Genomic DNA, 23,907 nt, shown 5'->3' on the forward strand with positions numbered 1-23,907 from the left:
GCAGCGTTCGGTGCGGATCATGTCGTGCCGGAGGTCCTCTTGCAGGGCGCGCATCGTCGCGGAGACCTCGGGCGTGTAGAAGACGGTCCGGGCGCGGTGGGCCGCGGCATAGATCTTGGTGTCGTCTTCACTGCGTGCGGCCCACCTGGCGATGAACGGGCCGATGCTGTCCCAGTGCGCGTAGCGGCGCGCTGAGAGGGTCTTGCCGACGCCGGCGGGCCCGAAGCAGACGCCGATGGTGTTCTGCTTCCGGACCGCGTCGGCAAACTCTGCGAACCGGCGGTGCTCCTTGGTGACGATGAACTGGCTCGTCATGACCGGTCCTCCTCGTAGGTCTTCAGTCGCGGCCGATCCGTCTCGACGGCTGCCGGTGTGGTGGTGTCGTCGAGTTTGGGATTGACGATCGCGATGCGTTCGTGGATCTGCCCGCGTAAAGCCCGGCGGTGAGCGTTCCTGGCGGCTTGGATCTGCTTGAGGCTGATCGTCTCGGTCTGGTGCTCGGTGCTGATCGCGGTGCAGAGGAACACGTCGCGGTGGAAGACGCGGATCTCGGTGACGTCGCGTGGGTCGTACCGGACACTCACGGTGCTACCGACGAACGGCGCGAGAGTGGCCGCGGTGTAGCGGAGGCCCTCGAAGTGGATGCCATCGCGCTGCACGACCCGCGTCGTGGGGACGGTGAGCAGGAACCCGTCGAGCTGTTCAAGGGACTCCGGGAGCCGTGGCAGCCACCCGTCTGCAATCCACGCGTGCAGTGGGCTCGTCCGGAGCTCGCGGTGGGTGCGGGCGTTGTAGCTGCGGATGAACGTGCTGATGGCACTGTCGACGCCGCCGAGATCCAGCGCCGGCGTCGGCGCCGAGGATCCGGCTGCGAAATGGCCGGGGAGCGTTGGGAGCAGTTCGGTGTTGATCGTGCCGAAGAACCGCTCGATCTTCCCGCGCCCCTGGGGCCGGGCGACCTGCGAGTGGATGATGCGGAGGTGCAGCACAGCGGCGGTGTCGCCGAGACGATGGCTGGTGAAGTCGGACCCGTGGTCCGTGTAGAGCACGTCCGGGATCCCGCAGACGGGCCAGTCCGGTTCCGGCTTGTGCCAGATCGCTTGGCGCAGCGCGAGCGCGGTGTTCGCCGCTGACGGGGCACCGAGGAACACCATGTACCCGCAGATCGCGCGGGAGTAGTCGTCGAGGATCACCGTCAACCACGGCCGTGCGGGCTTGCCGTTGGGCCCGACGATGAGCAGGTCAAGCATCGTGTGGTCCGCCTGCCAGATCGCGTTCGGGCGGTCCGCGCGACGTCGGAGCAGCAGCTCGTGTTTGTCACGGTATGACGCTGGCCCCTCGAGTGCGAGCGTCACCATTCCGGGATCGAGCCCGTTCACGATCGACCGCACGGCGGAGTACGACGGCGACGGCAGTCCCCGTTCAGCGCAGTGGACGCCAACCTGACGGTGAATGGTGGCGATCGACGGCCGCGGCTTGGTGAGCGCAAGCCCTTCGACCAGGCGGACGAGTTCCGGTGCTGTGCGTCGGACGCCATGGTCGGCGCGAGCGTCGTCGGCGAGGGCGGCGTATCCGCCTGTCCGGTAGCGGGCGAGCCAGCGTTGCAGGGTGCGCTCGGTGACGCCCGTGCTGCGGGCCAGAGTGGCAAGCGGGATTGCGTCCTCGACGTGCAGTCGAAGGATTCGCCACCGCTCGCTCGCGTCCATGACCGGCTACATCGTCGGTGAGGGCTTTGCGCGTCGGCGGGCGACGGGTTCGGCGTGCTTCGCGAGCGTCCGGTAGATGGTGGTGCGGCTGACGCCGAGGACATCGCCGATCTGCGCGACGGTCATGTCCTGCTGTTCGTAGAGCCGGCGTGCGGTGCGCACCTGGTCCGCGGAGAGCCGAGATGGTCGGCCGCCGGTTCTGCCGCGGGCTCGGGCGGCGGCGAGGCCGGCGTTGGTGCGTTCCTTGATGAGGTCCCGTTCGAACTCCGCCAGCGCAGCGAAGACGTGGAACACAAGCCGGCCACCGGGTGAGGTGGTGTCAATGGTCTCCTGCAGCGACCGGAACCCGATGCCGCGTTCGGCGAGTGCGTGCAGCTGGTCGATGAGGTGCCGGATGGATCGACCGAGCCGGTCGAGTCGCCAGACGACGAGAGTGTCGCCGGGGCGGAGCTGGTCGAGGAGCTTGTCGAGCTCGGGCCGGTGTTGCAGCGACCCGGACATGGTGTCGACGAACACGCGGTAGCAGCCGGCGGCGCCCAGCGCGTCGATCTGTAGCGACGCGTCCTGGTCGGTGGTGGACACGCGCGCGTACCCGAGGAGGTGACCCATGGAGAGAACGTAGCGAAACTCGACCAGGAGGGGTAGTGGCGGCACGTAGATTCCGGGATTGGGTTCCGTTACAAGACACGCCGCCTCACACGCTGCCGAACCGTCGGCACGGGCAGTTGTAGCGGAGTCGTTCGTATTTGCTACAGCCGGTGAGTCAGCGCCGCGAGCCGGAGCGCTTGGACGGAACGTCGTTGTTGTTCCGCGCGATGGCGGCCGTTGGCCGGAGAGGGGTGTGGTGCCGCGATGACGGGTACGAGTCGGGGGTGCTCGTCCAGGGTGAGGTGCCGCATGACTCCGTTGAGGGCGGCGGTACCGTACGTGACGATGGCATCGAGCACGGGGAGCACCTTGAGCAGAGTTTCGAGGGCGTGTCGCCCCTCGTCGATGTCCACAGGTCGGACGCGGCCGAGAATCTCCCACGGGATGAGGTTCCAGCGGAGGTAGTCGTTGCGTGCGAGTCCGGACTCGATGCGGGCTGCGCGGAACGCGGCCGCGGTCGGGCCCGGGTTGTCCTCGCTGCAGATCGCCGTGTGCGCTGCGGCGATCGTCTGGGGGCCGGGCGACTGCATGAGGACCAGGACGCGGCTGGATGTGCCGCCGGATCTCGGGTCGAAGTTCGGGACGAACCGCCGTGAACCGTCGGGTGCGGTGCGCCATGCCTCGGCGAGGGCGTTCAGGGATCGAACGTCCGCGACCTCGTCCGCGAGTTCGTCGGGGGTGCTCATGCCGGCTGTGGTGGTGCGAGGAGTGTGCCGCGGATGACGGAGCCGTGGAAGGTGCGGACGGCAACGGTGATCCACGCGGCGACGAGGCCCACGTAGTAGACGACTGCGAGGACGGCGACGACGGTGAGTCCGGAGTGCAGGGCCAGGCCGTTCAGGCCGGTGACGCAGGTGCCGACGGGGAACGTGAATGACCACCAGGTCAGGCTGAACAGCAGGTGTTCGCGGGCGGTGCGGATGGTGATGGCGAGGGCGATGACGGTCCACAGCAGCGCGAAGCCGAGCATCGCGAACCCGTACACCAGCGCCACGACCAGCAGTGCGTGGGCGGTCGACGCGTCGACGACGGCGGGGGCGTTCGATGCGAGGAGGTTTACCGCGGTGATGGACTGTCCGACCGGTCCGAGGACGATCCACAGGGTCGGCACCATACCGGCGGCACCGACCTTGTGTTGCGCGAGACGGTTCCAGATCAGCGTAATGACGACCAGGGACGTGATGAGGCTGAGGCCGAAGAAGCCGTAGCAGGACCACAGCAGGGTCTCCCGTGCCTGCCCGGCGGGGGCATACGGCAGGAGGAGCGCACCGGTCGAGGCGGACACCATCGGCGGGACGATCGGCATCAGCCAGCCGCCGAACGCGGATTCGGGCGTGTTCTCGTGGCGGGTGAACGCCAGGTACGGCACCAGGACCGCGGTGAGCAGGCCGCCGATGGTGCCGATGGTCCAGAGGACCCAGTCGACGGTGACGGCGGCGGGGAGGCCGATCCAGTCCTTGCCGAGGAGGATCGTGCCGGCGCCGACGGTGAGGAACGCCATGGGCGGTGCGCCGTAGAAGTGGGAAATCACCGGGTTGAGGTGGTGCTTCGCTGCGGTGCTCCGGTAGCGGACCCAGTGCAGGACCGTCGCGATGGTGAGGGCGACGAGCAGGACCGCCGCGATCGCCCAGACGACCGTCGCCGCCGTGCGCAGACCGGGGAACTGCAGCGGTAACGACGCGGCCGCGACGGCGACGATCCCGGTCCCCATGATCGACGCGAACCAGTTCGGGGTCAGGTTCGACACGATCAGGCCGGGCCGCTCCAGCTCCCGGAACAGCCGCCGGTCGCGCACACCGTGCTCAGAGGCTGCGGGTGCGTGGGCGAGGTGAGCGGACATGCACCCATCGTGCGCGTGTGCCCCGTGGTTCGGGAACGGCGGACTCGTTGGCAGGGCACAATGGTTGCTTGTGGCACTGCGGCGGTTGACGGACCGGATCCTGGACCTCGACACCCTCGAGGTCCTCGTCCGCGTCGCGGAGACCGGGTCGTTGACCCGCGCGGCCGAGGTGTTGGGGGTGACACAGCAGGCGGTGTCTGCGCGCTTGCGTGCCGCGGAGCAGGCGACCGGTCAGCCGCTGGCGCACCGGACGGCATCCGGGACCGCGCTGACCGACGCCGGCCGGGTGGTGCTCGGTCTCGCCGTCCCGGTGTTGGAGGCCTCCCGGCGGCTTGAAGCAGGCGTCGCCGCGCTGCGGGAACCGGCGGGATCCCTCGTGATCGCAGCGTCGCAGACGATCGCCGAACTCCTGCTGCCCGGATGGCTGCTCACCCACCGTGCTGCCACGCCGGATGCGTCGGTGCGTTTGATCGCGGGGAACTCCGCCGACGTGACCGACCTCGTCCGTTCCGGCGCTGCCGACGTCGGGTTCACGGAGACTCCTGCTGCGCCGATTGGCCTCTCATCGTTGGTGGTCGATGAGGACGAACTCGTGGTCGTCGTCGCCCCGCACCATCCTTGGGCAAGCGCTTCGGCCATCACCTCGGATGACCTCGCGGAGACACCCCTGCTGCTCCGTGAGGAAGGGTCCGGCACCCGCTCCACGGTCGAAGCGTGGCTCGACGACGCGGGTCTGACCCTGGTCCCGCCGGCTGCAGTGCTGGAAACGACTGGCATCATCCGCGCCAACGCTCGAGCGGGCATCGCGCCCGCGGTGATGAGTCTCCGCACCGTCGACACTGACCTCGAAGACGGTGCCCTCGTCCGGGCGCTACTGCTCGGCCCGCCACTGATCCGGCCGCTGCGAGCGATCTGGTCAGGCCGCCCGGGGCCCGCTGTGACGGCGTTCCTGGACACTGCTCGCAGCTCGAGTACCGGTGGTCAGATCAGTCCGTAGGGCAGCTCCGGGTGCTGCTCGGCGATCTCGGTGAGCCGGTTGTACTTCGCGACGCGTTCCCCGCGGCCGGGTGCGCCGGACTTGATCTGCCCGGTGCCGGTCCCGACAACGAGGTCCGCGATGAACGTGTCCGTGGTCTCCCCAGAACGGTGGGAGACCATGCTGGCCATCCCGATGCTCTTGGCGGTGGCGATCGCGCCGAGGGTCTGGGAGACGGTCCCGATCTGGTTCGGCTTGATCAGTGCCGCGTTCGTCAGCTGCTGCTCGCCGCCGTCGCGGATCCGCTGTGGGTCGGTGACGTAGAGGTCGTCGCCGACGATCTGGATCCGGTCGCCGAGCGCCGCTTGCATGCGGCGGAACCCCTCATGGTCGTCTTCCGCGAACGCGTCTTCGATGCTCCGGATCGGATACGTGTCGATGAGGTGCCGGTAGTAGTCGACCAGCCCGTCCCGGTCGAGGCTGTCGTTGAGCACCCGGTAGGAGCCGTCGCCCTGGGAGAACTCGTTCGCGGCCGGATCGAGCGCGATCGCCACCTGATCGACGCCCGGCTCGTAGCCGGCGGTACGGATCGCGTCGACGAGCAGGTCGAGCGCTTCCTCGGGCGCAGCGATCGACGGTGCGAAACCGCCCTCGTCGCCGAGGCCGAGGCTGCCGAACCGGTCCCGAACCAGCGCCGCGAGAGCGTGGTACACGTCTGCGCCGATTCGGACGGCGTCTGCCATCGAGCCTGCGTTGACGGGAGCGATCATGAACTCCTGGAAGTCCAGCTCGTTCGCTGCGTGCGCGCCGCCGTTGAGGACGTTGAAGTGCGGGACCGGCATCCGCGGCGTCGAGCCGGTGATCTCAGCGATCCACTGCCAGAGCGGGAGGTCCGCGGCATGGGCGAGGGCCCTGGATGCGGCGATCGAGGTGGCGACAACGCTGTTCGCGCCGAGCCGGCGGTACCCGGTGGTGCCGTCGAGTTCGGCAAGGGCGGCGTCGATCTGCCCGATCGCCGACCACGACCGGCCGGTGAGGAGCCCTGAGATGTCGGTGTCGATCAGGTGGAGCGCCTGGGTGACGTCGCGGCCGCCGAACGCGGAACCGCCGTCGCGGAGCTCGACGGCTTCGTGGGCGCCGGTGGATGCGCCCGCGGGGGCGTCCCCGGTGACGGTGCGGCCGTCGTCGAGCTCGAGGGACACGCGGACGGTCGGGTAGCCGCGGGAGTCGAGGATGCGGGCGCCGTGGACGGCGTCGATGGTGACGGGGTGGTCGTGGTGGGTGACGTACTCACCCTGATGGGCTCCGTGGTGGTGGATGCCGCTGATGTAGTCGTTCATGGTGACGCTCCTTCGGTTCGGTTCGGGTCATGCGTCGAGCTGGTCTGTGGTTGGAAGGGGAAGCCGCGGGGAGGCGGAGGGACGACCTGCTGGCGATCACTCAGCGCCAGTGCCTCCCCGCGGCAGTCTGTGGACCCGTGGGTCACGGGTGTCGGGTGTGGGCGTTCTGTGCGGTGCGGATGACGGCTTCGGCAGCAGCACGGTCGGCCCACCCGTTGGTGGTGACGTGCTTGCCGTGCTCGATCTCCTTGTAGTGGGCGAAGAAGTGCTCGATCTCCGCCAGCGTGTGTTCCGGCACATCGGTGATGTCCCGCAGCTGCGCGAAGCGGTCGTCGCCAGCGGGAACGGTGAGGATCTTGTCGTCGCCGCCGTTCTCGTCGACCATGCGCAGCATCCCGACCGGCCGGACCGTGATGACGACGCCGGGGAACGTGGGACGGGGCAGGAGCACCAGGGCGTCGAGGGGGTCGCCGTCATCGCCGAGGGTGTTGTCGATGGAGCCGTAGTCCTGGGGGAACACCATGCTGGTGAACACCGCCCGGTCGAGCCGGATCCGGCCGGTGGTGTGGTCGACCTCGTACTTGTTGCCGCTGCCGCGGGGAATCTCGATCGTGACGTCGAACAGCATGGGTACCTCCGGTGCTGGAGCGGGTGGGTGGTCAGTGAGTGGGGTGGTCACAGGGTGCCGCCGAGGAGGATGCCGGCGGTCGCGGCGGCGACGGAGACGACGAGCATTCCGAGACCGTTGATCGCGGCGGCGGTGATCCGTCCGCTGCGGGCGAGGCGGACGGTTTCGAAGCTGGCGGTGCTGAACGTGGTGTAGCCGCCCATCACCCCGGTGCCGAGGACCGCGACCGGCACCGCGCCGAGGTGCGTGGCGGCGCCGACGATGATCCCCAGCAGCAGCGACCCGGTGATGTTGATCGTCAGCGTGCCGACGGGGAGCCGGAACTCCCGGCCGGTGTTGATCAGCCCGTCGAGGAGGAACCGACCGGCAGCGCCGGCACCGCCACCGAGGGCGACGACGACGATGAGGGCGGCGTTCATGCTTCCTCCGTTCGGGGACGGAACCAGCCGGCGACGACGAGACCGCAGGCGGTCGCGATCGCGCCGGATAGGACAGTGAGGAGCGCGTAGCCGGTGCCAGCGAGGCCGTGGCCGTCGAGGAACAGGGCGGCGGTGGACTCGGCGAGGGTGCTGTAGGTGGTGAACCCGCCGAGGACCCCTGTCCCGAGGAGCAGCCGCAGCACCCTCCGGCGACCGGCATCGGGCCCACGGTGCGCGAGCGCTTCCAACAGCACACCGAGGGCCAGCGCCCCGGTGATGTTGATCCAGAAGATCGACCAACTCACCCCGCCATCGGCAGGGAGCACGCTACTGATGACGTCGCGGAGGGCAGTACCGCCGGCCCCACCGACGGCGACGAGGCCGACGTACCGCCACCGCAGATGCACCGGCCGCATGGTCGTTGCCGGGTCGGAGACGTCGACGTCCGGGTCGGGAGGGAGCTGGTCGTCGGGCATCGGGGTGTCCGTTCGGGTGGTCATGTTCCGCCTTCTGCCGCGACCAGCGCCGCGGCGTGCTGTGCTGCTACCGGATCCAGGAACGCCCCACCCCGCGGGACGAGAGCACCCGTCGGGGCGAGGTGGTACTGCACGGGTTGCCCGGTCGGCAGGTTGAGCTGCTCGAGCTCCGGGTCGGTGAGGTCGTCGATGCATGCGCAGAGTGCGCGGAGCGAGTTCCCGTGCGCGACGACGAGGACGCTCCGCCCTGACCGCACCATCGGCAGGAGCCGGTCGTGCAAGACGGGGCGGACCCGCTTGATGACGTCCGAGAGTGCCTCGGTGCGTCGGAGGGCGCCGTCGGGCAGGCCGCGCAGCGCGGAGCTCGACCGCAGTTCCTCCCACAGGTGCAGCGACATCGGTGGCGGTGTGCCGGTACGGGACCTGCGGAGCCGCACGTACTCGTCGTCACCGAGCATCCGACGGGCGTCGGTCTTCGTCATCCCGGTCAGGGCACCGTAGTTGCGTTCGTTGAGCTGCCACACCGCTTCCGTGGGCAGCTGTGTCCCGAGGGCGTCGCAGACCAGTTCGGCGGTGCGGACGGCACGGCGCAATGTGGAGGTGACCACGACGTCCGGCGTGATGTGGTTCGACCGGAGGAGCTGTCCGGCTGCGGATGCTTGCCGTTCGCCGCGGTGCGTGAGCGGGACGTCGAGGAGCCCGGTGAAGGTGCCGGCTTCGTTCGCGGTGCTCTCCCCATGCCGCAGGAGCGTCAGCATGCCCGTCACGGGGCTTCCGACGGGAGGAGGACGGTGGCGCCGACCGGGTCGTGCGGGACGACCAGTATCGGCCGGTGCTGCTGATGCGTCAGGTGCGCGGCGACGGACCCGGTGAGCAGTTCCGCTATCCGGCGTCGGCCAGCCTGGGATCCGACGACGATCATCACCGCGTCACGTTCCTCAGCCACCGCAGCGAGTGCGTGACTCGGGTCCCCGACGCGGGAGACGAAGTCCACGTCGACCGATCGCGCCGCAGCAAGATCTCTGATGACCCGCATGTCTTCGTCGGGGAGCTGCTGCGGGTCGCTGTCCGCCGTGTCCGGGTCGATCGGTTCGATGATCTCCGACCCGTCCGCACGCACCCCCGCTGACAGCAGCGCCGGATCGACGACCACACACACCAGGCGGGCGCTGAAGCGTTCAGCGACGGCAGCCGCGACACCGACGACGTCGTGCCCCTGCCCGGACTGCACACCGACCACGACAACACCGGCAGTGTTCGACTCGACCATGACATCTCCCTACCTCAGGCGCACAGAAGCGCAACCAGCTGAGATAGGGACTGTTGTCGACGAGTGTCGAGGTTGGGTCCGGCAAGCCCCACTGCCGGGTCCGAAGACACCACCAGTATGCACCCACCACCCCATGCCCGCACCGACGATCTTCCGCACCTCGAGAACCGGTCCGCTTCGTGACGCGGGACGACAGGGAGAGAAGCTTGAAGGACGACACAGAGCGAAGCTGTTCACAGCATCACGTCAGAGACGGTCCCAAACCGGGGCGTTGGACATAACTGACGGAGGGTCTTAAACGTGGTTGGACAGACTGTGGGGTACGTGCGAGTCAGCTCGGTTGAGCAGAACCTGGACCGCCAACTCGAGGCGGTGGGGGAGTGCGACCGGATCTTCGAGGACAAGATCTCGGGCAGCTCGAGGGCCAAGCGCACCGGGTTGGCTGAGCTGATGCGGTACGTCCGCGAGGGGGATCTGGTGAAGGTTGCCTCGATGGATCGGCTGGGACGGGACACCCGGGACCTTTACGCGATCGTGGATGAGCTCACCGGCAAGGGGTGTGCGGTGCAGTTCGTGTCCGAGCGGATCACCGTGGACAAGTCTGGCACCTCCCCGGTGGATGGGCTGATGTTGGGCATCCTGGCGGGGTTCGCGGAGTTCGAGCGCCGGCGGATCAAGGAGCGCCAGGCTGAGGGCATCGCGTTGGCCAAGGCGAGGGGCAAGTATGTGCAGGCCCCGAAGATGTCGGACCTCGACGTGGAGCAGGCGCGCGTGATGATCTCCATAGGGATCCCAAAGGCGGAGGTGGCGCGCACGTTCGGGGTGAGCCGGCAGACGCTGTATGCCTCGCTGCGCCGCGTCGCTCCGTAGTCACTCCACGCGCGGCTCAAATGACCGATTTAACCCGATAGATGGGCCTGCTCTTTACGAGCGCGCGGCAAGGAAAGCTCGCATACCGGGGATCTTCGGCACGAAGTGATGGGTCGAATGCTGTGATCAGCTGGCGATATTGGTCCAGTTGGTTGTTCCGCCACCGGACCAGATGGCCCCAACGACGCGCACGCCGTTGTCCCAGAGGTTGCGGACTTCAAGGCGGAGGACGACGGGAACGGTGCGGTCGCCTCTGAGGTCGCCAAAAGCGGGCGCGTGAATGCCCCAGAGTTTGCCAATAACATCGTCTCCTACCCGGACGCCGATTGCCTCGTTCTGCCCGAACTCGTGAGGTCTCCGCTCGATGACGGCGGGTATCTCGACGGTTTCCCCCTCGGTGAGCTCTAGCCGCTTCACGACCTTGAGCATGGAGTCCGCGCGTGATGTGTTTGTGCCGGCGACGGGGAACGCGCCTTTAACCTTTGACGCCTCCACGGTGGCCGGGGCAAACTTCTTCCCGCTGCGCTTCTCGGGATGAGTGGCGGAATCGTCGGTATAGATCCACGCGGGCTCATCCTTGCCGATCCACGCGTAAGCGGGTCCGATGGTTAGGACGTCCCCCTCTCGCACCACCATTACCTGATAGCGGGCAGGGTGCCGGAAGCGCGGGTCCGGCTCCAGGTAGCCCCGGGTGGAGCTGTCGAGGTAGCCCACGAGCTCACCAGCCACGCGAACGGCGAACTCCCCATACATAGGGCTGTCTTCGTGCCGGATTGTTACGGTGGCAGCGTGCTCGAGGAGGTTGATGCCCTCGTGAAGGATTGCGGTGCGGGCAAGGTCGCTTACGGCGGGCCTCTGGTAGGTCAATCCTCCTGTAACCGCGTAGGGGCGGAGCTTTCGTAGGCTCATAGGGTTACCTTAGGGGGAAGAATCTAGGACGCGTCTGAGAATGCTTCGAGGGTCTGACGAGGACCCTGGCAGACCGCGTGGACCGGGACTGGTGCACGCATGGGTGACAGTCGTAGTCACGCCGCCGTGCTCCGCGCCGAGGCCGACCAACTCCGTAACCTCCCAGTGGACGATGCCGCACGCCTGGTCGGGGCCAAACGTGCCGATCTAGACCAACAGCGACGGCAAGTGGCGGAGCGGGAGCGGCAGATCAGCGAGCCGTTCGAGCACGACCAGCACCGCAGTAGTCCGCGCCGCGACGGGCCGACACAGGGCCTGTAGACCGGCGCAGCTCGACAGCAGGCACGCGCCCAGAATCGAGGGTGTGGGCCCTGGGGCTCGGGTATGCTCAACAGAGGAGAGCCACGTCTCTCCGAGAACGAGTTCAAAGGAGAAAGACATGGCCGTTTTTTACTCTTTCCACTACGACCGAGATGTTCATCGCGTGCAACTCATCGAACAGATGGGGGCACTCGAAGGGCAGCCCATCCTCAATCATCAAGAATGGGAGACTGTCAAGAGCGGTGGCGACACAGCCATCAAAGAGTGGATCTCTGACAAGATGAAGTGGAAGTCAGCTGTCATCGTCCTTATTGGCAAAGAAACTGCCTCTCGTGAATGGGTCCATTATGAGATCCAGAAGGCCTGGGATGATAAGAAGCCGCTTCTCGGTATTCGGATCCATGGCCTGTCCTCAATGGGGAGCGTCGATTCATCAGGACCCAACCCCTTTGACAAAATCTCAAGCGTCTCAGGAGTGCCGATCTTTGATCCGACACAGACCGACTGGACAGGAAAGATCGATTCCAAAGCCACCTACAACCACCTGAAGGATCACCTGACGACATGGGCAACGCAGGGCAAGACTCGGCTGTGACTGCTGAACCCAGTTGCCCGTTTTGCACAATTGTGCAACGGAACGATCCTGATGTGCGCGAGGTGTATCGGGACGATCAGGCTGTCGCCTTCTTTCCCACGGAACCAGCCGTACTGGGCCACACCATGATCGTCCCGCGCGCGCATGTCCCACTTATTTGGGAGTTGCGCGACGACGATGCCGAGCACATCGGTCTACTAATCTCGCGCATGTCGCGGGTAATCGTGGAAACCATCGGGGCCGAAGGGCTTAACGTTATTCAGTCGAACGGCGAAGTCGCCACGCAGAGTGTCAACCACGTTCACGTCCACCTCGTCCCGAGATGGAAGGGCGACGCCATCGGACGCATCTGGCCTCCGGAGACTCACTACTCCGAACACGCGAAAGACGAAACTTGGGACGCGCTCCGCGACGCTTGCAGAGGGGTTCGGCTATGACGGAGCGGGACGGACCGAAGGCTAGGGCCACGAGTGAAACCGTTAGGCTAAAGCACCTCGACTACGTTCAAAGCGTCGTGTCCCGAATGGCCCACTCCTCGACGCAGGCGAAAAGCTGGCTCCTACCTGTAGTCACCGCGACGTTCGGATACGCGCTTACCCAACGGTCGGGAACTGTGGCAATGCTAGGAATCGCAGCCGTTCTGCTCTTCGGCTACATGGATGCGAGTTACCTGCGGCAAGAGAGGGCGTACAGGCGGCTTTACAATGCCGTCGTTGCGGGAAAAAAGGTTCCCGAACTCTCGCTCGACCCGCATAATATCGACCGAAATATCCCAGACGCGGATGGCGATCCATCACCGCAGGACAAAGACGACAAAGAGCCAGGATTCTGGAAGAATTTGTGGACAGCCTTCCGTGGCTGGTTCTTCTTTGATCCTAGAGTCTGGTTCTCGTGGTCGATCTTCCCCTTCTACGGCGGGTTCCTCGCCGTTGGAATCGCGGTTCTTTGGTATGCAGCCACCCACTGAGCTAGACGGCCCGCACTGAACAACGCGTCAACGTGACCTAACCAGCTGCTCACCGACTCGGCGGAACGCTCCAGACCTCGTGGCGGGGTCTTGGCGGGCTTCGAGGGTCATCCTCGCAGCACGTTCGCGGAGCTCGCCGGGGTACTTCCGTGGTGCTGGCATGCTCTGCATCCTTCCGTTGGATCAGAGCCTCCATCAGACCCGGGGCGATTCAGTTCATCTCCGAACGGATCACCGTGGACAAGTCCGGCACCTTCCCGGTGGACGGGCTCATGCTGGGCATCCTGGCGGCGTTCGCTGAGTTCGAGCGCCGGCGGATCAAGGAACGCCAGGCTGAGGGCATCGCCCTAGCCAAGGCCCGCGGCAAGTACGTGCAGGCCCCGAAGCTCTCGGACACCGATGTGGAGCAGGCGCGGGTGATGATTCAGATGGGGATCCCGAAGGCGGAGGTGGCGCGCACGTTCGGGGTGAGCCGGCAGACGCTGTACACCTCGCTGGCTCGGGGTGTGGAGACGGGGGGCTGAGCCTGGCCTGGAAGAGGGTTGCGATTTTTTCGTTTCGTCTCCCATACTGCTTGCATGACCACCACGCTCAACGACAAGCACACGGTGATGCCTCCCACGGACCTGGAGGAGATGCTCGATTTGAGCAGGTTCCTGGGGGGCTTGACGCAGCCGGCCGCCCTGCTGGGACCTGACGGGCAGACCGTTCCTCTTCCGCTGGAGGCGTTCAACGTCCTGCGCGACGTGGTCGAGGCCATGCGGGTGGGCAAGGCCATCACCGTGGCCCCGGTCGATCAGATGCTCACCACTCAGGAGGCGGCCAACTTCCTGGGCATCAGCCGTCCCACGCTCGTGAAGCTGCTGGAGAGTGGGCAGCTCCCCTACGAGTTGCCCTCCGGGGGACGCCACCGGCGGCTGCGCCTGCAGGACGTGGTGGAGTACCAGGAACGGAAGCGCCGGGATCGTCGTGCTGCCCTGCAGGAGCTCGCGGGCTCGGCCTCGGAGGCGGGGTTGTACGCCGAGGACGCGGATCGCTACCGGGACGCGCTCCGGCAGGCGCGCCGCGACCTGGGGCAGGAGGCCGAGTAGTGGCGCGCTTCAGTGCCGTGCTCGACGCCTGCGTGCTGGTGCCCATCGCGCAGGCGGACACTCTGCTCTCCCTGGCAGACGCCGGCCTCTACCGGCCGTTGTGGAGTGAGCGGATCCTCGAGGAAACCATCCGTGCGCTGGAGACGATCCATCCGGACATGAAGGAGTCCGGGGCGGCCCGTCACCGCGCTGCCGTGATGAACGAAGCGTTCGACGATGCCTGCGTGGAAGGGTGGGAGGAGCTTCTGAGCGCGATCAGCCTGCCTGATGAGAACGACCGGCACGTGGTGGCCGCGGCGATCCAGGGGCGCGCGGATTTGATCGTGACGGCCAACCTCAAGGACTTCCCGACGGAGGTGCTGGGGCGGTTCAACCTGGAGGCCCAGCACCCGGACGAGTTCTTCGTGAACCAGCTCGACCTAGACCCCGCTGAGGTGATGCGTTCCTTGCAGGTGCAGGCATCGGCCACCCGCAACCCGGCTCTCACCGTGGCGGACATCCTCGCGAGCTTGGAGCGGTGCGACGCTTGGAGGTTTGCCGAGGCGGCCCGAGCTCAGACCTGGCGGCTGGAGAGCTCGCAGGTGGGAGGCGGAGGAGTCGCAGGCGGGGTTGCCCCACTGAGCAGTGCCGACCGATGAAGATTATACTTCAGTTTTCATCAAATTATGATCATTGGTGCTTCTCTTCTGGACTTGTCGAGGCGGCCATGCTTTACTGTCTGCGTGGATCGAGCCGAAGAAGCAGCCCAGGGCGCCTTGCACGCCATCACTATCGCCTGCACCGAGAGCGGCCTTACTGACGCCTTGCGCGGGCTGGTGCAGGAGGTCTACTCGATCAACCTCGCTCGATACGAGCCTGACGAGCTCGGTGACACTGCGAGGTCCCTCGGCTTCCAGGGCCACGAGAACATGACGGAGCGGGCCCTGCGGCGATTCCGCCACGATGACCGTGAGCGCGCCGACACTCACTGGAGCATTGACGGGCTTCATGTGGCTACTCCGCGGAACGTCCTCACCTTCGAGCTCGCGGGCGCGAGCTTTTTGACGATGAAGGTCCCACCTGCGCAGCGGCGTACTCCTGACTGGGAGGGTGGCATCGACTGGAGGCAGAAGAGTAACGCCCGGTTGGCGTTCGCCACCGAGAACTCGGAAGTTCTGAAGCACAGGACCCCTGCCACCGGCATGGTGCCTCTCTTCTCATTCTCTGGTGCCCCCGGAATTGTGCGGAAGTTCATGTTCCTCTGGGCAGGGGAAGCCAGCACCGGGCTGACCGCGGGCTGGCTGGCCGTTCCCGTGCTCGGTGAGAGGCCCTTCCTCGCCCATCAGAGGCTCTGGTGGGACACCGACCTCGACACGCAGGCCACGCCGACGCCCATGGCTGATCGTGGCCCGAACTTCGATGAGAGACCCGCAGCAGCCCTGTCGATGGCCCTCAAGCGGCGGCCTCAGGAAGGCCAGGCGTGACCCGACCTTCGCATCTCTCCGCTGCGGGTACGGACTTCGATGGCACTCGGCTCACTGTGGCTAGAAGGCTGCGCCGGAAGACCAAGGCGACTCTCGCCCGGGAAGTGGGAGTCACCCCCACGGCCATCGGGCAGTTCGAGAAGAACCTCTCGAAGCCGACTCAAGGCGTCCTGGCCCGGCTTTGCTTGCAACTGGGCCTGCCTCGGGAGTTCTTTGGCGCCGGACGACCTCTTGCGCTCTTGCCTGCGTCCGGGGCCCACTTCCGCTCGTTGCGCTCTACGTCTGCGGCGTCCAGGGAGCAGGCGCTGGCCTATGGCGAGCTGTGCCTGGAGCTGGTTGACCTGGTGGGTGCCTACGTCGACCTTCCTTCGGTGTCGCTGCCCGAACTGGAGCTACCCGAGGAGCTGACCGATGAGGCCATTGTTGAGGCGGCTCGGCTTACTCGTGCGGCGTGGGGCATCGCCCCTGGCCCTGTGCCATCGGTCGTCCAGGCTCTGGAAGCGCATGGAATCATCGCCTTGCGGTTGCCGACGGAGACGGATGCGGCTGTGGACGCGTTCTCGACATACTCCGGAGCAAGACCACTGGTTTTCCTCTCCCCGACCAAGGATGACAAAGCTCGTAGTCGGTTCGACGCGGCCCATGAGTTGGGCCATCTGGTTCTGCACCCCGACACGGAGCCTGGGTCGAAGCTAGTGGAGCAGCAGGCTCACCAGTTCGCCGCTGAGTTCCTCATGCCTCGAGACGAGATCGTTGAAGACCTGCCCCGGCGTATCAACTGGCCGGCGTTCCATGAGCTCAAGCGCCACTGGGGGGTCAGTCTGCGTGCCCTGGTTTACCGTGCTCACTCGCTGGGGCGGCTCTCCGAGGCCTCGTATCGACGTGCCAACCAGCAACTCTCCGTTTGGGGGCATCCCGAGCCCGGGCCTCTCGGCCCGGCAGAATCGCCGCAGGTGCTCGGGATCGCTCGGCAGCTGATCACTGATGGCGGGTACGACTTCGAGGCCATCATGGCCGCTGGCCGTATCGCTCCCGAGGTTACTGAAGCGGTCATGGATGCTGCCTCGACTGTGCGGCCGAAGTTGCAGTTCGTCGTCTGAGAGGGGCAGACCTCTACTCCGGCGCCGGTGCTTCTATTCCATCCGCCGTATAGGGCGTTGCTACGAGGTCAGCTCCGCATATCGGGTGAAGAGCAGCTCCTGACGTTCTAGCTCGGTACGGCACCGGCGGGGTGCTCCCATGATCTTGTCCATCACCGTGTCCAACCCGTCGTGGGCCCTCACCAGGACCGGGTCCATGCTCAGAGGTGCGTAGTGCTGAGCCAGGGATCGCTCGGGGTGGAGAGCCCGGGCTTCGAGGACGTTCTGGCCGGCCTTGGCCAGAGAGGCCCGGTCCTTGTTGGTCAGAGCAGGCAGGGGGAAACCGTTCCAGGTAATCGTGCTGGAGAAGGACAGGTCGGACTTCATACGTCCGCCGACGGTCTTCATCCAGGTGATGAACATCGAGGAGGAGGCCACGGCGAAGACGATGCCGTCGGGGTCCACGGCACCGTAGACCTTGTTGGAGATGATGACGTCGGGCTCGAAGTGGGCCACGGGCAGGTAGGCGCGCCCCTCACTGCTGACTTCTGGGATCCCGACGAAGGGCACATCGGAGACGAGGCCGCGCTGGCGGAACAGGTGGGGGAAGCGCGCCCAGTCCCGGGTGGAGGCGGCCTTGGACTTGGCCCGTTCGGCGGCGACACCCTCGAGGCGGCGCTTGAGCTCGGGGGAGTGGGAGGGCGCATCCGGGTCCATATCGGTCAGCCAGAGGCACCAGCGTTGCTGGCCGCGGATCAACTCGACCGCGCCGACGTAAGGGCGCACGTAGGGGGCCATCACGGGATCGGCCATCACGGCCTGGTACTGCTCTGCGGTGACGATGAGGTTGCCGGCATCGGCAGGCTTGGATCCGTAGGTGACCTCCGGAAGGTCGGGGGCGAGGGGGGTGCTTCGCTTGTCCACGAGGACGTTGGGTCCGTCCACCAGGTAGGCGTTGATCGTCTTCACCCCGGGCACCTCGCGGGCTTCACCGCGTGCATGCTCGTACTTGAACAGGCGCGCCTTGGCATTGGGGTCGCGGGTGAAGCCGATGATCACGCAGTGCACCGCGGCCTTGCCGGGGGCTTGAGAGTCCCACGCGAAGGTGCGGTGGGCGAACTTGATCCGCCAGCCGGCGGCGAAGATCGGGGCGAACAAGCGGGCTGGCTGGTCCCCCTGAACGATCGAGTTTGTGGTCACGAACGCCCACTCCCCATCCCGCTCAGCCAGCAGGCGCAGGGTCAGTGCGTGCCAGGAGGTCACGAAGTCCAGGCGGGAGAGCTGCTTGCCTTCTCCCCAGGCCGCCTGCATTAGCGCCAGCTGGGCAGCCGTGCGGGTGTGGTCACCTAGGAACGGGGGGTTGCCGAACACGAACGTGCGCCCGGCCGGGGCGGGGAGGGCCTGAGACCAGTCGAGGGTGAGCGCGTCGTGTTGGTAGATCGTGGCGGTGATCTTGATCGGCAGGCGTACCGGGGCCTGGCCGAGCGCGGCGGCCAGCTGCCGGTTGGCCTGGTGGTCCACGAGGAACATGGCGGTCTCGGCGATCTTGGCCGGCCACCAGTTGATCTCGATTCCGTAGAACCGGTCGATGTGGATCCGCTGGTCCAAGCTCACGTCTAGGGACAGGTCCTGGGACCCGGTGCGGCGGCGCTGGTCGGCCAGCAGGTCCGTCTCGATCTCGCGCAGCTTGGCGTAGGCCAGGTTCAAGAAGTTGCCGGCTCCGCAGGCCGGGTCGACGTAGATGTTGGCGGCCATCTCCTCGATCAGCCCGATCACCTCACGCCGGGTGGTGGTCTTGTTCTGGATGAGTCGGTCCGCTCGGGCGCGGTACTCGTCCAGGAAGAGCGGGCCGATGGTCTTGAGGATGTTCTCCTCGGAGGTGTAGTGCTCTCCGTCCCCGCGGCGGGCCTGCTTGGACTTGACCAGTTGGAACATGGAGCCGAATACGGCCGGGGAGATCTGGGTCCACCGGAACCGGCAGGCGGCCACGAGCGCGTCCCGGAAGTTGTTGGTGAGGAACCCGGCGGTGGAGGTGCCGTCGAAGATGCCGCCGTTGACGTAGGGGAAGCGGGCCAGGGAGTCCGGCACGCCGCGGCGCCGGTTCTCGGGGGTGTTGAGCACGCGGAAGAGCGCGTCGAGCTGGGGGCCGAGGTTGTCGGCGGTGGTGTCCCACTCCACCCAACGCTGGAACAGGTCGGCCTCCCACAGGCCGGCGTCGTCTCCGTAGAGCAGGAACAGCAGCCGGGTGAGCAGGATCGAGGCCTGCTGGGTGGCGAACTCCTCCTCTTCGGCGTCCTCGGGGGCCTCCTCGCCCACGGGTACGTCCACCTCGTCCCCGACGAGGGCGGTGAACATGGAGGCCATCAGCTGCGCGGCCGCGATGGAGGCCTCTTGTTCCTCGGCCTTGGTCACGGTGTCCCGGCCAGCCAGGAACATCAGCTCGTCCACGTGATCGGCGGCGTCCTGCACCGCGAACTCGGACACCCAGCCGGCCTCGCCCAGACGTTCGACACGGATGCGGGCGAAGTCGGTGACGAGCACGTACTTGGGCCACTCGTGCTGACCGATGGACCCGCCGGCCAGGTAGTCCAACGCCTGGGCGTGGGCGACATCGAGGTCGGCGTCCAGGGACTTGGCCTCGCCCAGGGCGACGCCGGACCAGAAGAAGTCGATGTAGCCGGCCCCACCGGTGGAGGCGCGCGCGGCCCCGCGCTCGAACAGGTCGATGCGCTCGGGGATCACCCCGAAAGCGCGCAGCAGGTCGGACCAGAACTGCTGGGCGAAGGACTTCTCCGTGTGGGTTTGTCCATCGGTCCGCCAGCGGTCGATGCGCTGACCCCAGGCATGTCCGAAGTCGTCCAGGGCTGCGCGGATGACGCCGCGATCTGCAAGTTGCTCCACAGGAGCAAGATACCGGGGGTGCCATGAACGCCCGCTCGAGATTCTTACTCCACTCCCGAGTGGGTCATTGTCCGTCTGGACCTGCTGGCTGAGTACATCGAACGATCGCAAGGGGTCTGTCGCCCTCCACCTGCTCTACAGCCCAGCGGCGCGACTCTTCTGCCCCTGCCTCACTCACCATGGGTCCCTCACCTTTCCACGCCGACGGATCCATGGTGAGCACACCCCCGGCCCCGCTGGGCAGGTGCCCTACGGCACCCGTTCAGCCAAGGCCCTGACCACCTCAGCGAGGTGCACACCCTCCCCTAAGCAACCGAGCGCAGCGAGGACATCAGCCCCCATGTTCACGCGTCACACCCACCCCGCCGATACGACGCCCGCAGACTCTCGGGGTGCCCACGCGCCGAGCGCGTGGGCACCCCGAGAACGACCACGGTAAGATCAACCCCAAGAATCAAGAGAATCAAGGCACATATGCTACGAACGTCGTTCGTAGGGACTCTGGTCAGGTACGGAGGTGGTCAGGTGCGTGGTGGTGCGGTGTTCTTCCGGGGTTCCTCTGGTGCTGCCGCACGCGCTTATCTGGCCACTGACCGGACAGCGACGGCTGATGACTACTACCTGGAGAAGGGCGAGCTGACGGCGTCGCGGTTCGTGTTCGATGGGGCCGGCGAGATGGTCGATTCGGGCACGTTGAACGCTGAGGCTTACCAGGGGTGGGTGGAGTGGGTGGACCCGTCCACGGGGGAGGTGCGGGGGTCGCGTCGGGAGAACTCGGTGCTGTTCTTGGACAAGGTCATCAACGTGGACAAGACCCTCTCGGTGGCGGCCGTGCTGGACCTGCGGATCGCGCAGCAGTTGGACGCGGCGTTAGAGCAGATGGCGCACGAGCTGATGGCCTACGCCGCCTCCGAGATGCACACCCGGGTCGGCCCGCGTGGCGGGCAGGTGTGGGTGCCCGTGGAGAAGCTCGAGGCGGTGACGGTGGCGCACCGGACGTCGCGGGAGGGGGACCCGCACCGGCACCTGCATCTGCAGTTCCTGAACCGGGTGTGGGCTGCCGGGGCGTGGCGTGCGTTGGACACCGCGGAGTTCGTCAAGCACAACGCGGCGATGAACCGGTTGGGGGAGGCGGTGTTGGCCTCACATGCCGGGTTGCAGGACGCTCTGGCGCAGGCCGGGTTGAGCTTCGACCCGGCCACCGGGGCCGTGGTCGAGCTGGCCGAGGCGGCGGAGGTGATGAGCAAGCGGGCCGGACAGATCGCGGAGCGTCGGGCGCAGCTGGTCGCGCAGTGGGAGGCCGAGCATCCGGGGCAGACGCCGGGGGAGCAGATTCTGGAGGGGCTGGATCATCTGGCGTGGGCGCAGACCCGTCGGGAGAAGGTCCCCGGCGAGCTGCCGGATGAGGACAAGTGGCGGGCCGAGATCGCCGCGACCGGGTTCGTGATGCCTTCAGGGCCGCGTGAGCGTGCGGTGGTGTCCTGGTCGCAGGTGGACAAGTCGGCCCTGATCCGGGCCGCGGTGGAGCAGCTGGAGACGTCGCGGTCGGCGTGGTCGGTGGCGGATGTGTCGGCGGCAGTCTCGGCGGAGTTCAGCCGGACCGGTGTGACGGATTACCCGCGCCCGGTGGGGGAGCTGGTGCGGGAGGCCACCGAGGCGCTCGTGGCGGGCCGGTGCACGTCGATCGCCCCGGACGTGGACCCGTGGACGGCTCCGCACCATCTGAAGGTGCTCACCACGGACCAGGTCATCGAGGCCGAGCGCACCCTGCAGGGGCTGCTGCTGGCCAAGGCGTTGGAGCCGGTCACCGAGCAGGTGGCCGTGGCCGGCCGAACCTACGAGCTGGGGGCGCACCAGGACATGGACCAGGGGTTGCTGGAGCGCATCTTCGCTGAGTCCACCTCCACGGACCCAGATGGTCAGCCTGTGTCTCTGCCTGAGGGGGTCGGGCATCGGGATGCGTTGGCGGCGATCTCGGGCACGCACCAGTTGGTGGTGGTCACCGGGGCGGCAGGGTCGGGCAAGACCACCTTGTTGAAGGCCGCCAAGCATGTGGGGGCGGTCAAGGGTGTGGAGCAGGTGATAGTGACCCCTACGGCGAAGGCCGCTGAGGTGGCCGCCGCCGAGACCGGATCCAGTGCCAGCACCGTGCATGCGCTGTTGCGGGCTTATGGGTACCGGTGGGAGACCGACAAGGCCACGGGGGTGACCCGGTGGCAGCGCCTTAACCCGGGTGAGGGCGACTACCAGGGTGTGCCCGAGGGGCGCCGGCTGGGCCCGGGCGTGCAGGTGGTGGTGGATGAGACCGGGATGCTCTCCCAGGACGTGGCCGCCCGCCTGTTCACGGTGCTGCACGAGACGGGGGCGCGGGCCGTGCTCACCGGTGACTACCAGCAGCTGGGCGCGGTGGGCCGTGGCGGGGTGCTGCAGATGGCCGAGCACGCCACGGAGGCGTCCGTGGACCTGGACACCGTGCACCGGTTCCTCAACCCGGTCTACGCGTCGCTGTCCTTGGCGATGCGTGCCCGGCAGGCCCCGGGTGAGCAGTTCGACCTGTTGGTGGAGATGGGTCTGGTGCAGGTCCACGCCAGTCAGGAGGAGGCAAATCAGGCCCTGGCGAAGGCGTGGGTACACGGTGCTCGTGAGGGTGCGCCCCCGTTGATCTGCGCGGCGACGAACGAGAACGCCCAGCAGATCAACACGGCCATCCAGCAGCACCACACCAGCACCGGCCCCGAGGCCGGTTCTGGCCTCCTGGTGGGCATGGATGGTCTGCCCATGAGTGAGGGCGCTCGGATCATGACCCGCCGCAACGACGCCCTGCTGGGGGTGCTGAACCGGCAGGTGTGGACCATCCGGAAGATCGGCCCCACGCACACGAAGATCCAGGACCCTGACGGTGGGCACCGCACCCTGCACGTGCCCAACGAGTACCTGACCGAGCACGCGCATCTGGGGTGGGCGCTCACCGCGCACGGGGCCCAGGGGGCCACCGTGGGCCAGGCGCACACATTGGTTGACGAGCACACCGACGCTGCCGGCCTCTACGTCGGGCTCACCCGTGGCCGGGAGTCCAATGTGGCGCACTTCGTGGCCGAGGACCTGGCGGAGGCTCGGGCGCAGTATGTGGCGGCGATGGGTCGGGACGGGGCCGATCACGGCCTGGACGCAGCCCGCCAAGCCCTGGCCGCGCAGCTGGAGGGCATGAACCTGCCCGGCCGGCAGGCCCCGGTGCAGCCGGTGCTCAAGAGTGCTGCGCAGTTGCGCCCGGGGGACCAGATCCAGGACGGTGGGCAGCTGTTGACCGTGGTCGCCGTCCACGGGCAGAAGGTGACGATGCGCCCGTCCCAGGATCCGGGATCTGGTGTGCGCACGGGCACGCTCAAGGCTGGGGCGCAGGTGCAGGTGTGGCCTGCGGCCACGACGTTCCCGGCACCGAAGGGCCAACGTGATCAGACGTTGATGGGGCTGGGGATGCAGTTGCGCAAGGCCGAACGGGTGGCCGCGGCGTTGACCCCGTGGAACACGCATCGTGAACAGGTGGGCGCCTGGGTGGCCGCGCACCCGCAAGCCTGCGAGCTCGCTGACACCCTGGACGTGCTGGATGAGCGCTTGACCCAAGCCCGGCAGCAGGTGCACGAGGCACACCAGCAGATGCACGAGCAGCACCAGGCCCAGACCCGGCAGCTGCGAGCCGAAATGGAGCAAGCCAAGACCCGGGCGCAGAGCGCAGGGTTCTTCCAGCGCCGCTCAGCACGGGCTGAGCTGGAGCGGGCCCGAGCCGCGCTGTTTGAGCATCAGTGGAGGACCAGGGCCACTCTCCCCCCGGAAGCCACCGTGGAGTTGGAACGCCTGACCCAGACCAGGGAAGAAGTCTTCGCCCAGTACCAGGGCCTGGCAGAGGACTTCGTCACGCAGCTGCCGGCCCCACAGCGTCCTCCTGGAGGGTTGGGGGTGCAGGTGCACACCGAGCCGGTGTCCGTGTGGCGGCACCTGGAGCGTCAACCGGTCACCGCGACCGCGGACACGGCCGCCCGCGCCGAGGAGTACCAGAAGCAGGCCGAGCAGCTGCAGCGCCGGCGGGACTGGTTCGCCCAGGAGACCCCGGAAGTGAATGCGTCCCTGTGGGGTCAGGTCAAGGCCCCCACCCGGGCACCGGGGCCGGCTGGGGCAGCCCATCTGGTCCCCCAGCGTGAGCGAGACACGGGGCTGGAACGCTGAGGAATCTGCCGCCCTCCGGCCGGGCGTAGGCCGCCCTGCCTCCGGTTGCCATGGGAAGAGCCGGGGTGCCTTCCAGCCAGGCAGGGAGAGGCAGCCCCACGTGAGCGAAGACCCCACGACATGCCCTTAGACAGCAGAATGCCCCACGACCGCCAAGACGTGGGGCATACTGACAAAGTCCAAACAA

General features: G+C 67.1%; 24 protein-coding genes. 11 read left to right on the plus strand and 13 right to left on the minus strand.

Features of this window, described 5'->3' with window-relative positions:
• From MHY29_RS02035 to MHY29_RS02055, 5 genes are all read right to left on the minus strand, one after another.
• The coding region (locus tag MHY29_RS02035; protein WP_239238076.1) for an AAA family ATPase at nt 1-315 on the minus strand (315 nt) is incomplete at its 3' end.
• Nucleotides 312-1,706, minus strand: coding sequence for a Mu transposase C-terminal domain-containing protein (locus MHY29_RS02040; RefSeq protein WP_002857201.1), 1,395 nt, complete (start codon nt 1,704-1,706; stop codon nt 312-314). The genes MHY29_RS02040 and MHY29_RS02035, both read right to left, overlap by 4 nt.
• A 6-nt stretch (nt 1,707-1,712) precedes the next feature.
• A complete protein-coding gene (locus MHY29_RS02045) occupies nt 1,713-2,315 on the minus strand; it encodes a recombinase family protein (RefSeq protein WP_002857200.1) in 603 nt (200 codons plus the stop codon).
• Nucleotides 2,316-2,455: 140 nt separating this feature from the next.
• Nucleotides 2,456-3,040, minus strand: coding sequence for a uracil-DNA glycosylase family protein (locus MHY29_RS02050; protein ID WP_002854173.1), 585 nt, complete (start codon nt 3,038-3,040; stop codon nt 2,456-2,458).
• On the minus strand, nt 3,037-4,194 hold the full coding sequence (locus MHY29_RS02055) for a TDT family transporter (RefSeq protein ID WP_002854171.1): 1,158 nt from the start codon (nt 4,192-4,194) through the stop codon (nt 3,037-3,039). The genes MHY29_RS02050 and MHY29_RS02055 overlap by 4 nt, the downstream gene beginning before the upstream one ends.
• 70 nt (nt 4,195-4,264) lie before the next feature.
• Between MHY29_RS02055 and MHY29_RS02060 the strand changes: the two genes are divergently transcribed.
• A complete protein-coding gene (locus MHY29_RS02060; protein WP_002854169.1) occupies nt 4,265-5,191 on the plus strand; it encodes a LysR family transcriptional regulator in 927 nt (308 codons plus the stop codon).
• Here the strand turns inward: MHY29_RS02060 and eno are convergent.
• From eno to MHY29_RS02090, 6 genes are all read right to left on the minus strand, one after another.
• A complete protein-coding gene (gene eno / locus MHY29_RS02065) occupies nt 5,176-6,510 on the minus strand; it encodes a phosphopyruvate hydratase (RefSeq protein WP_002854168.1) in 1,335 nt (444 codons plus the stop codon). The two genes, MHY29_RS02060 and eno, sit on opposite strands and share 16 nt — an antisense overlap.
• Nucleotides 6,511-6,652: 142 nt before the next feature.
• On the minus strand, nt 6,653-7,138 hold the full coding sequence (locus MHY29_RS02070; protein ID WP_002854167.1) for an inorganic diphosphatase: 486 nt from the start codon (nt 7,136-7,138) through the stop codon (nt 6,653-6,655).
• Between the two features lie 47 nt (nt 7,139-7,185).
• Nucleotides 7,186-7,557: a CrcB family protein gene (locus MHY29_RS02075; RefSeq protein WP_002854166.1), complete on the minus strand. Its 372-nt coding sequence runs from the start codon at nt 7,555-7,557 to the stop codon at nt 7,186-7,188.
• Nucleotides 7,554-8,033 carry a CrcB family protein gene (locus MHY29_RS02080; RefSeq protein ID WP_020625841.1) on the minus strand — a complete coding sequence of 160 codons (480 nt, stop codon included), beginning with the start codon at nt 8,031-8,033 and terminating at the stop codon, nt 7,554-7,556. Before MHY29_RS02080 ends, MHY29_RS02075 begins: the two co-directional genes overlap by 4 nt.
• Before the next feature lie 20 nt (nt 8,034-8,053).
• Complete coding sequence (locus MHY29_RS02085; protein ID WP_063718739.1) at nt 8,054-8,791, minus strand: 2,3-diphosphoglycerate-dependent phosphoglycerate mutase; 738 nt, start codon at nt 8,789-8,791, stop codon at nt 8,054-8,056.
• Between the two features lie 5 nt (nt 8,792-8,796).
• On the minus strand, nt 8,797-9,303 hold the full coding sequence (locus tag MHY29_RS02090) for a universal stress protein (protein ID WP_002854163.1): 507 nt from the start codon (nt 9,301-9,303) through the stop codon (nt 8,797-8,799).
• A 300-nt stretch (nt 9,304-9,603) separates the two neighbouring features.
• Between MHY29_RS02090 and MHY29_RS02095 the strand changes: the two genes are divergently transcribed.
• Complete coding sequence (locus MHY29_RS02095; protein ID WP_031943841.1) at nt 9,604-10,173, plus strand: recombinase family protein; 570 nt, start codon at nt 9,604-9,606, stop codon at nt 10,171-10,173.
• Between the two features lie 126 nt (nt 10,174-10,299).
• Here MHY29_RS02095 and MHY29_RS02100 read toward each other — a convergent pair whose 3' ends face one another.
• Nucleotides 10,300-11,082, minus strand: coding sequence for a hypothetical protein (locus MHY29_RS02100; protein ID WP_158497154.1), 783 nt, complete (start codon nt 11,080-11,082; stop codon nt 10,300-10,302).
• 439 nt (nt 11,083-11,521) lie between these two features.
• On the opposite strand from MHY29_RS02100, the gene MHY29_RS02105 reads away from it, so the two are divergent.
• The 8 genes from MHY29_RS02105 to MHY29_RS02140 all read left to right on the plus strand — a co-directional run bounded on the left by MHY29_RS02105 (nt 11,522) and on the right by MHY29_RS02140 (nt 16,619).
• Entirely contained in the window at nt 11,522-11,998 is a 477-nt protein-coding gene (locus MHY29_RS02105; protein WP_031943838.1) for a TIR domain-containing protein, read from the plus strand.
• Nucleotides 11,999-12,051: 53 nt separating this feature from the next.
• Entirely contained in the window at nt 12,052-12,435 is a 384-nt protein-coding gene (locus MHY29_RS02110) for an HIT family protein (RefSeq protein ID WP_239238077.1), read from the plus strand.
• On the plus strand, nt 12,432-12,965 hold the full coding sequence (locus tag MHY29_RS02115; protein ID WP_152744230.1) for a hypothetical protein: 534 nt from the start codon (nt 12,432-12,434) through the stop codon (nt 12,963-12,965). Before MHY29_RS02110 ends, MHY29_RS02115 begins: the two co-directional genes overlap by 4 nt.
• Nucleotides 12,966-13,201: 236 nt before the next feature.
• Nucleotides 13,202-13,489 (plus strand): recombinase family protein, encoded by a 288-nt coding sequence (locus tag MHY29_RS02120; RefSeq protein ID WP_239238078.1) that lies wholly within the window; start codon nt 13,202-13,204, stop codon nt 13,487-13,489.
• 54 nt (nt 13,490-13,543) lie between these two features.
• Nucleotides 13,544-14,056, plus strand: a complete 513-nt coding sequence (locus MHY29_RS02125) for a helix-turn-helix domain-containing protein (RefSeq protein ID WP_002854161.1) — start codon at nt 13,544-13,546, stop codon at nt 14,054-14,056.
• A complete protein-coding gene (locus MHY29_RS02130) occupies nt 14,056-14,694 on the plus strand; it encodes a PIN domain-containing protein (RefSeq protein WP_002854160.1) in 639 nt (212 codons plus the stop codon). Before MHY29_RS02125 ends, MHY29_RS02130 begins: the two co-directional genes overlap by 1 nt.
• A gap of 84 nt (nt 14,695-14,778) precedes the next feature.
• Nucleotides 14,779-15,519: a hypothetical protein gene (locus MHY29_RS02135; protein ID WP_002854159.1), complete on the plus strand. Its 741-nt coding sequence runs from the start codon at nt 14,779-14,781 to the stop codon at nt 15,517-15,519.
• Nucleotides 15,516-16,619: an XRE family transcriptional regulator gene (locus MHY29_RS02140; protein WP_036334179.1), complete on the plus strand. Its 1,104-nt coding sequence runs from the start codon at nt 15,516-15,518 to the stop codon at nt 16,617-16,619. The genes MHY29_RS02135 and MHY29_RS02140 overlap by 4 nt, the downstream gene beginning before the upstream one ends.
• A 60-nt stretch (nt 16,620-16,679) precedes the next feature.
• Here MHY29_RS02140 and MHY29_RS02145 read toward each other — a convergent pair whose 3' ends face one another.
• A complete protein-coding gene (locus MHY29_RS02145; protein WP_002857219.1) occupies nt 16,680-19,499 on the minus strand; it encodes a DNA methyltransferase in 2,820 nt (939 codons plus the stop codon).
• A 525-nt stretch (nt 19,500-20,024) separates the two neighbouring features.
• Between MHY29_RS02145 and mobF the strand changes: the two genes are divergently transcribed.
• Nucleotides 20,025-23,720: a MobF family relaxase gene (mobF, locus tag MHY29_RS02150; protein ID WP_002857218.1), complete on the plus strand. Its 3,696-nt coding sequence runs from the start codon at nt 20,025-20,027 to the stop codon at nt 23,718-23,720.
• The last annotated feature ends 187 nt before the right edge of the window (nt 23,721-23,907 follow it).

The organism is Micrococcus sp. ACRRV (assembly GCF_022346985.1).
Taxonomy (GTDB): Bacteria; Actinomycetota; Actinomycetes; order Actinomycetales; family Micrococcaceae; genus Micrococcus; species Micrococcus porci.